The following is an 8141-nucleotide window of genomic DNA, read 5'->3' on the forward strand; positions in this document are numbered from 1 at the left end:
TCCACCTGGAGCAGGTCAAGATCATCGAGAAGCTGCTCTGGGACAACCTGTACGGCATCCCGGTGTTCGCTCACCCCGGCATCGTCGGCTACGATCTGACCCTCGAGAATGTCCGCCAGACCTCGGTCCAGACCGGTGTTTCGTGGAACGCCGAGCAGTGGGTTCGCGCCAACTGAAAACACGGATCATCCCGCACCAGCCGTGGTGATCTAGGTTCGTCCTAGACCCACCCACGGTGTGCTGCACGCACGGGGCGGGAGGGCATCGCCCTCCCGCCCCGATGTATGTCTCCTTGCAGATGCCCGTTGTGGACCAAAACCCCCTCCGACGACTTAGTATCCTCCTACCGTGGTGATCGGCAGCGTCGTCAGTTAGAGTTCCGTGCGGTCCACCAGAGTCACGATGTCGTGACTCCAGCAGGAAGGTTTGTCCCTCGTGCTCCAGTTCATCCTTCGCAGGATTGCCATCTCCGCTCTGATCCTGCTCATGGGGTCGGCCTTGATGTATTTCGCGACCATCAACGCCGGCGACCCCTTGGCAGATCTGCGTGAGAGTCGGGCGAGCAACCGGGACCAGCTCATGGCGGCCCGGACCGCAAACATGAACCTCGACCTGCCCTGGTGGCAGCGCTACACGGTGTGGCTGCTGGGCGCGAGCAAGTGCCTGGTGCTCGCCTGCGACCTCGGCTCCTCACGCGATGGGGCCAACATCAACACCATGCTGGTCAGCTCTTCGGCAGCGAGCCTACGGTTGGTCGTCATCTCGGTCGCGCTGGCTATCGTGATCGGGATCACCCTCGGAGTCCTCTCCGCGATCCGCCAATACTCCGGCTTCGACTACACGATCACCTTCCTCGCGTTCCTCTTCTTCAGCCTTCCGGTCTTCTGGGCCGCCGTCCTGCTCAAGGACTACGGCGCCATCCGCTTCAACAACTGGATCGCCAACCCCGGATTGACGGTCGTGGCTATTGCGGTCATTGCCCTGATCTTTGCCCTGCTCGTGGCCTCTGTGCTCGGCGGCAGCATCAAACGCCAGGCCGTGACCTTCGTAGCCACCGGAGCAGTGATGTTCGCGGGGGTCTGGTACTTCAACTCCATCGGCTGGTGGCGCCAGCCCGCGCTCGGGCTCCCGCTCATCATCCTCGGCGGGCTCCTGGCCCTCGCCTTCTTCATGGTCCTCACCACCGGACTGGCCCATAAGAAGGTGCGCAACGCTGGCTTGATCACCGTGGCCCTTGGGGTCATCTCCTACTTCGTCACCGCTCCGTTGCTCGTCGACCCGTCCAGCTGGTGGGTGATTACCGGGCTGATTGTCGTCTCGATCCTCGTCGGGGCGGTCGTAGGATGGTTCTTCGGGGGGTTCGAGAAGAAGACGGCGATGTTCGTCTGCTCGGCCGCCGCGCTGTCCTTCGGCTTCCTGATCTTCATGGACCGACTGCTGCGCTCCTGGGGCAGCTTCCTGCAGATAAAAACCCGGCCGATCTCCACCATTGGTTCGGGGATGCCCGGATTTGACGGGACCTTCTGGCAGAACATCTTTGACTGGGGCGTGCAACTGGTCCTGCCCACCATCGTGCTGACCCTGGTCTCGATCGCGGGCTACAGCCGCTACACCCGCGCATCCATGCTGGAGACCATCAATCAGGACTACATCCGGACCGCCCGCTCCAAGGGGCTCTCCGACCGGGTCATCTACACCAAGCATGCCCTGCGCAATGCGCTGATCCCGATCACCACGATCGTCGCCTTCGACTTCGCCGGGCTCCTGGGTGGAGCGATCGTCACCGAGACGATCTTCGGTTGGAAGGGCCTAGGCGCGATGTTCCGAGAAGGCCTGAACCAGGTCGACCCTGGACCGGTCATGGCCTACTACCTCGTCGCAGGAGGTGCCGCGATCCTCATGAACATGCTCGCGGACATCACCTACGCCTTCCTCGACCCACGGATCACGAGGTGAGCATCGAGATGTTTGTCCACCTGCACCGCGTCCCGTCCGCCCTGACGGCTCCGACCAGAAGGAACAATCGATGACTGACCGGCCCACTCCGCCCGGAGACGACCACCCGGATCAGGACCAGCCCCAGGTCCCCGGTAGTGGCCACGAGGGCATCTCTCCGGTCCCGATGCAGCAGGACACCGGTGCCCCGCAATCCACCGAGCCGCCTGTGCTCCAGGTCGCCGATGACGACCACGAGTTTTCGGTCGAGAAGAAGCTCGACCTCACGCAGAAGTCATACTCCCAGAGCCAACTAGTGAGGCGCCGATTCTTCCGGCACCGGGGAGCCATGGTCTCGTTCGCGGCGCTGGTCTTCGTGACAGTCATGGCGTTCAGTTCCATCGGCTCGCAGATCCCCGGTCTAGAGTTGCCCGGTTGGTGGGGCAAGAGCTATACGGCGGGAGCGCTCGTCGAGAATCGTGGGCGCCCCACGCTCCAGCTCTGGCCGTTCAGCCTTGGGGAGCACCCCTTCGGCCAGGACAACGCAGGCAAGGACTACTTCGCGCTCACGATGCGCGGCACCCAGCGGTCCCTCATCGTCGCCTTCACCGTCGGCATTGCTTCGACCATCATCGGAACCGTCATCGGCGCTATCGCCGGCTACTACCGCGGCTGGATCGAGTCGATCCTCATGCGTATCACCGACCTGTTCATCGTGATCCCCGCCCTGGTGCTGGCTGCGGTCTTCGGCAAGATGGCCAACGGTGGCATCTGGCCACTGGCCCTGCTCCTGAGCGTGATCGGCTGGACCGGACTCGCACGACTGGTCCGCGGTGAGGTCCTTTCGCTGCGCGAACGCGAATTCGTCGCGGCCGCCGAGGCGATCGGGACCAACTCCTCCCGGATCATCTTCAAGCACATCCTGCCCAACACGATTGGCACGATCATCGTCAGCGCGACACTCGCGATCGCCGCCACCATCCTGATCGAGTCTGCGCTGTCCTTCCTTGGGTGGGGTGTGCGCGCGCCGGACACCTCGTTGGGCCTGTTGATCTCGACCTACCAGAACAGTTTCAAGTCACGACCGTGGCTGTTCTGGTGGCCCGGCATGATCATCCTGATCATCGCCCTGGCCGTGAACTTCCTCGGAGACGGTCTCCGCGACGCCTTCGACCCGCGGCAGAACAGGAGCGCTGACTGATGAGCACCACCACCGATCACTACGACGGCGAGATCTACACCGGCTCCGGCACCCCCGGCGAGGGGGACGAGGTCGTGCTGGCCTTCGACGACGTCGACGTCCGCTTCGCGACCGAGTTCGGCAGCGTGCACGCCGTCAAAGGCGTCGACCTGCAGGTCCGCCCCGGGGAGGTCGTCGCCCTGGTCGGCGAGTCCGGCTCGGGCAAGTCAGTCACCGCGATGACGGCCCTTCGCCTGCTACCGAGCAATGCGACCATTGGCGGCCACGTCAACATCGCCGGTAAGGAGATCGGACGCATGTCCGAGCGCAGCATGCGCCGCCTCCGGGGCAATGACGTCGCCATGGTGTTCCAGGAGCCGATGACCGCACTCAATCCGGTGCTGTCGATCTCGACGCAGATGGTCGAGTCGATGGAGTTGCATGGAGTCGCCCGCGGCCAGGCGGCCGTCGACCGAGCCATCGAACTGCTGGGAATGGTAGGCATTCCCGAGCCCGCGCGTCAGATGAAGAAATATCCGCACGAACTCTCCGGCGGTCAGCGCCAGCGCGTGGTCATCGCGATGGCGATCAGTTGCGACCCCAAGGTCATTATCGCGGACGAACCGACGACGGCTCTCGACGTGACGGTGCAGGCCGATATCCTTGACCTACTCCGCTCGCTCAAGGACAAGCTCAACACCGGCATCCTGCTGATTACCCACAACATGGGCGTGGTAGCCGACATGTCCGACCGCGTCGCGGTGATGTTCAAGGGGGAGATCGTCGAGCGCGGCACCGTGGAGGAGGTGCTCCTGCACCCCCAGCACGAATACACCAGAATGCTGCTCGGCGCGGTGCCACGGATGGGCGCCGGCCGCGGCCAGATGGGCATCAACGTCAAGGAAGAGGTAGCCGCCGACGCCCCGCTGGCCATCGAGCTGAACAACCTGGTCATCGAGTACCAGCGGTTGGGCAAGCCGCCGTTCCGGGCCGTAGACGACGTGAGTTTCGATGTGCGCAAGGGCGAGATCGTCGGGCTCGTCGGCGAGTCCGGATCAGGCAAGTCCACGATAGGCCGGTGCGCGCTCGGTCTGATCCCGGCCGCCAGCGGCGAGTTCAAGTTGCTGGGCCAGGACCTTACACGTCTGAGCAGGGCCGACCTGAAAGCATTACGGAAGCGAATCGGCGTCGTCTTCCAGGACCCCGCCGCCTCGTTGAACCCCCGCCTGCCCATCGGCGAATGCATTGCCGAGCCGCTTGTGGTGCACAAGGTCGGCGATCGCAAGGAGCGACAACAGCGTGTCTACGACCTGCTGGACGCCGTCCAACTGCCGCGCGAGGTGTTTAACCGCTACCCGCACGAGGTTTCTGGAGGACAGCGCCAGCGCATCTGTGTCGCGCGTGCCCTGACGTTGGATCCCGAGCTGTTGGTCGCCGACGAGCCGACCTCCGCTCTCGACGTGTCCGTGCAGGCCAGGGTGCTCAAGATCTTCGCCGAGCTGCAGGACCAGTTCGGCTTCGCCTGCCTCTTCATCAGCCATGACCTCGCGGTGATCGACCTGCTAGCTCACAAGGTAATCGTGCTGCAGAACGGCAAGGTGGTCGAGGCAGGTCCTCGTGCCCAGATCATGGAGGCTCCGCAGGAGGAGTACACCCAGCGGCTGATCGCCGCGGCGCCGGTCCCGGACCCCATCGAGCAAGAACGTCGCCGCCGTGAACGCCACGAGTTGCTGCGCGCCCAGGGCGCCGAGATTGCCGAGTTGCACGTGGAGAACCTTGACGAGTTCCGTCAGACCATGGCAGATGGGTCGGACACGCTCTGACTAGTTTGCTGCAAAGCCACCACGAGGCCGCCGCTACCGCGGAAGGTGCGCACCGCGCTTGTGAGTTGCGCGTGCGCGTCGGAGGGTGGTCGTGAGGCTGGTCTTCGCGGGGACACCAGAGGCTGCCGTCCCCGCGCTGCAGGCGTTGGCGGCCTCCCGTCATGAGGTCGTCGGCGTCCTTAGCCGGCCCGACGCCCGATCTGGGCGAGGTCGCCGGAGCCACCCCAGCCCGGTGCGCGAGGTTGCCGAGGATCTCGGGCTGCCGGTGAGCACACCGAGCGGGCTGCGAGGCGAGGAAGTGCGCGAGCAACTGCGGGCGTGGGCGCCCGATGCCTGCGCGGTGGTCGCCTATGGCGCGCTGGTGCCTCCCCAGTTGCTCGCCCTGCCGCCGCACGGCTGGGTCAATCTGCACTTCTCCCTGCTGCCGGCCTGGCGTGGAGCCGCGCCGGTGCAGCACGCTGTGATGGCTGGCGATGACGTGACTGGCGCGGTCACCTTCGTTGTGGAGGAAGGGTTAGACACCGGGCCGGTGCTGGGACGCCTGACCGAAACCATCCGGCCACGAGACACCAGCGGTGACCTCCTGGAGCGACTGGCCTCCTCCGGTGCCGAACTGCTGGTCGCGACCTTCGACGCCCTGGATGAGGGCGCCCTTGTCGCGGAGCCCCAGTCAGCGCAGGGCGTCAGCCATGCACCCAAACTGCAGGTCGAGGACGCCCGCGTCGACTGGGCCACGCCGGCGTTCGCCGTCGACCGCTTCGTGCGCGGGGTGACGCCGGCACCCGGTGCGTGGACGCTCTGGCGGGGCGATCGTCTCAAGGTGCAACCCGTCACGCCCGCGGACCACGTCCTCGTGCCGATCGCGCCGGGCGAGGTCCGGGCTGATAGGCACAAAGTCTTGGTCGGCACGGCGACGACCCCCGTGCTCCTGGGCACTGTGCAGCCGCACGGCAAGAGACCGATGGCAGCCGCGGACTGGGCCCGTGGAGTTCGTCCCCAGGAAGGTGAGGGGTTCAGTGGCTAGTCAGGATCAACGTGGCGGAGGGAGAAGCCAGGGTGCTGACGGCAGACCTGGAGGTCGCCGTGGTCCGCGAGCACGCTCCGCGCAGACCCCCACGCAGCGCGCCGCACGGACCGATCCGTCGCGGGACGCGGCATACCAGGTCTTGCGAGCGGTGGCCCGCGACGGCGCCTACGCCAACCTGGAGCTGCCCTCGGTCCTTCGGCAGCGGCATGTCCGTGGCCGCGATGCTGCTTTCGCGACCGAGTTGACCTATGGCACTCTGCGGCTCCAAGGGCTCTACGACGCGATCATCGCGGTGGCCGCGGACCGGAAGGCCTCGGCGATCGACCCCGCGGTCCTGGACGTGATCCGGCTGGGCGCTCACCAGTTGCTGGCGATGCGGGTGCCGGACCACGCCGCGGTCAGCGCCACGGTGGCGATCGCGCGGCAGCACGTGAGCCAGGGGGCAGGTGGCTTTGCCAATGCCGTGCTGCGTCGGATCAGCGAACGCACCCGGGAGGAGTGGGTGCAGGTGGTGACCGCCGACATCGTGGATCCCCTGCAGCGGCTGGCCGTCGAGCACTCCCATCCCGAGTGGATCGTCCGATCGCTGCGAGCCGCTTTGATTGCGCACGGGAGCACCCCGGCTTTGGCCGACGCAGAGCTGCCGGATCTGCTCGCGGCGCACAACGACCCCGGTCCGTTGACCCTCGTGGCGCGGCCAGGGCTGGTCGAGGATGAGGCGCTCGAGCAGGCGGGCGCGACGCCGTTGGCGATCGCGTCGACCGCGTGGTCGCTGCCCGCCGGAGACCCGGGCGTCCTGTCTGCGGTGCGGGACGGCCGGGCGGCTGTCCAGGACGCCGGCTCTCAGTTGGTTGCGCTCGCGCTGGCTGAAGCGCAGATCGAGGGGACCGACCGGCGTTGGCTAGACCTGTGTGCTGGTCCCGGGGGCAAGGCCGGGCTGCTCGCGGCGTTAGCGCTCCAGCGGGGTGCGGTCCTGCGTGCCAACGAGGTGACTCCTCACCGAGCCGAGCTGGTTCGCCATACCCTTGCGGGAGCCATCGACGCCGGTGCCGACGTGGAGGTGAGCGTCGAGGACGGACGCCTCGTCGGAGCGGCCGAGCCGGGAGTCTACGACCGGGTCCTCGTCGATGCCCCGTGCACCGGTCTGGGTGCCTTGCGTCGCCGCCCTGAGTCGCGGTGGCGGCGCACCCCCGAGGACCTCACCGAGCTGGGTCCGCTGCAGCGCGATTTGCTCGGCTCAGCGCTGGATGCTGTCCGCCCGGGTGGGCTGGTGGCCTATGCCACCTGCTCGCCGCACATCGGTGAAACGACGTTGGTCGTCAAGGACGTGCTCAAGCACCGCACCGACGCAGAGCTGGTCGATGTGCGTCCGTGGCTGCGTGACCGCGCGGGAGACACGGTGACTGGAGTCGGCGCGGAAGGAGAGAGTTGGGCCCAGCTCTGGACCCACCGGCATGGCACGGACAGTATGTTCATCGCCCTCCTTCGCCGCCGTTGAACGGTCCCACTAGGGTGTGCGCCATGCCGGAGACGCACTTGCAGATCAGCCCCTCCATCCTGTCCGCGGACTTCGCGAACCTCGAGCACGAGTTAGGGCGGATCGCGGACGCAGACTGGGCGCATATCGACGTGATGGACAACCATTTCGTTCCCAACCTGACCCTCGGCCTGCCGGTCGTCGAGTCGTTGGTCCGAGTCAGCCCTGTGCCCATCGACGCGCACCTGATGATCGAGGACCCGGATCGCTGGGCCGCGGGCTACGCCGAGGCGGGAGCCGGTTCGGTGACCTTCCACATCGAGGCCGCTCGGGACGCAGTCCGGACCGCACGATCTATCCGGGCCGCCGGCGCCCGGGCGGCGTTCGCCCTCAAGCCGGCCACACCCTTCGCGCCGTATGAGGACCTGCTGGACGAGGTCGACATGGTGCTGGTCATGACGGTCGAGCCTGGGTTCGGTGGCCAGTCGTTCATGGCCGAGCAGATGGCCAAGGTGCGACAGGTGCGGGAGGCCGTGCGACGTCGTGGTGGACAGATCTGGGTCCAGGTGGACGGGGGAGTCTCTGCCGACACGATCCAGCAGTGCGTCGAGGCTGGCGCCGACGTCTTCGTGGCCGGCTCCGCGGTCTATGGCGCGGACGACGTGCCGGCGAGCATCGCGGCCCTTCGCGGCCTGGCTG

Annotated in this window: 6 protein-coding genes; all 6 read left to right on the forward strand. The window is 66.4% G+C overall.

Annotated features, from left to right (window positions below; all coding sequences use genetic code 11):
* Nucleotides 1-435: 435 nt before the first annotated feature.
* On the forward strand, nucleotides 436-1956 hold the full coding sequence (locus Q4P07_RS13350; protein WP_303375410.1) for an ABC transporter permease subunit: 1521 nt from the start codon (nucleotides 436-438) through the stop codon (nucleotides 1954-1956).
* 70 nt (nucleotides 1957-2026) lie between these two features.
* Nucleotides 2027-3136 carry an ABC transporter permease gene (locus tag Q4P07_RS13355; RefSeq protein ID WP_303375411.1) on the forward strand — a complete coding sequence of 370 codons (1110 nt, stop codon included), beginning with the start codon at nucleotides 2027-2029 and terminating at the stop codon, nucleotides 3134-3136.
* On the forward strand, nucleotides 3136-4938 hold the full coding sequence (locus Q4P07_RS13360; RefSeq protein ID WP_303375412.1) for an ABC transporter ATP-binding protein: 1803 nt from the start codon (nucleotides 3136-3138) through the stop codon (nucleotides 4936-4938). Before Q4P07_RS13355 ends, Q4P07_RS13360 begins: the two co-directional genes overlap by 1 nt.
* 91 nt (nucleotides 4939-5029) lie before the next feature.
* The gene (fmt, locus tag Q4P07_RS13365) at nucleotides 5030-5962 is read left to right on the forward strand and encodes a methionyl-tRNA formyltransferase (protein WP_303375413.1); all 933 of its coding nucleotides are present in this window, start codon (nucleotides 5030-5032) and stop codon (nucleotides 5960-5962) included.
* A gap of 151 nt (nucleotides 5963-6113) precedes the next feature.
* Nucleotides 6114-7463 carry an RsmB/NOP family class I SAM-dependent RNA methyltransferase gene (locus Q4P07_RS13370; RefSeq protein ID WP_303375414.1) on the forward strand — a complete coding sequence of 450 codons (1350 nt, stop codon included), beginning with the start codon at nucleotides 6114-6116 and terminating at the stop codon, nucleotides 7461-7463.
* A 23-nt stretch (nucleotides 7464-7486) separates the two neighbouring features.
* Nucleotides 7487-8141, forward strand: a 655-nt coding sequence (gene rpe, locus Q4P07_RS13375) for a ribulose-phosphate 3-epimerase (RefSeq protein ID WP_303375415.1), incomplete at its 3' end; no start/stop codon positions are given.

The organism is Ornithinimicrobium sp. (genome assembly GCF_030537745.1).
Classification (GTDB): Bacteria; Actinomycetota; Actinomycetes; order Actinomycetales; family Dermatophilaceae; genus Ornithinicoccus.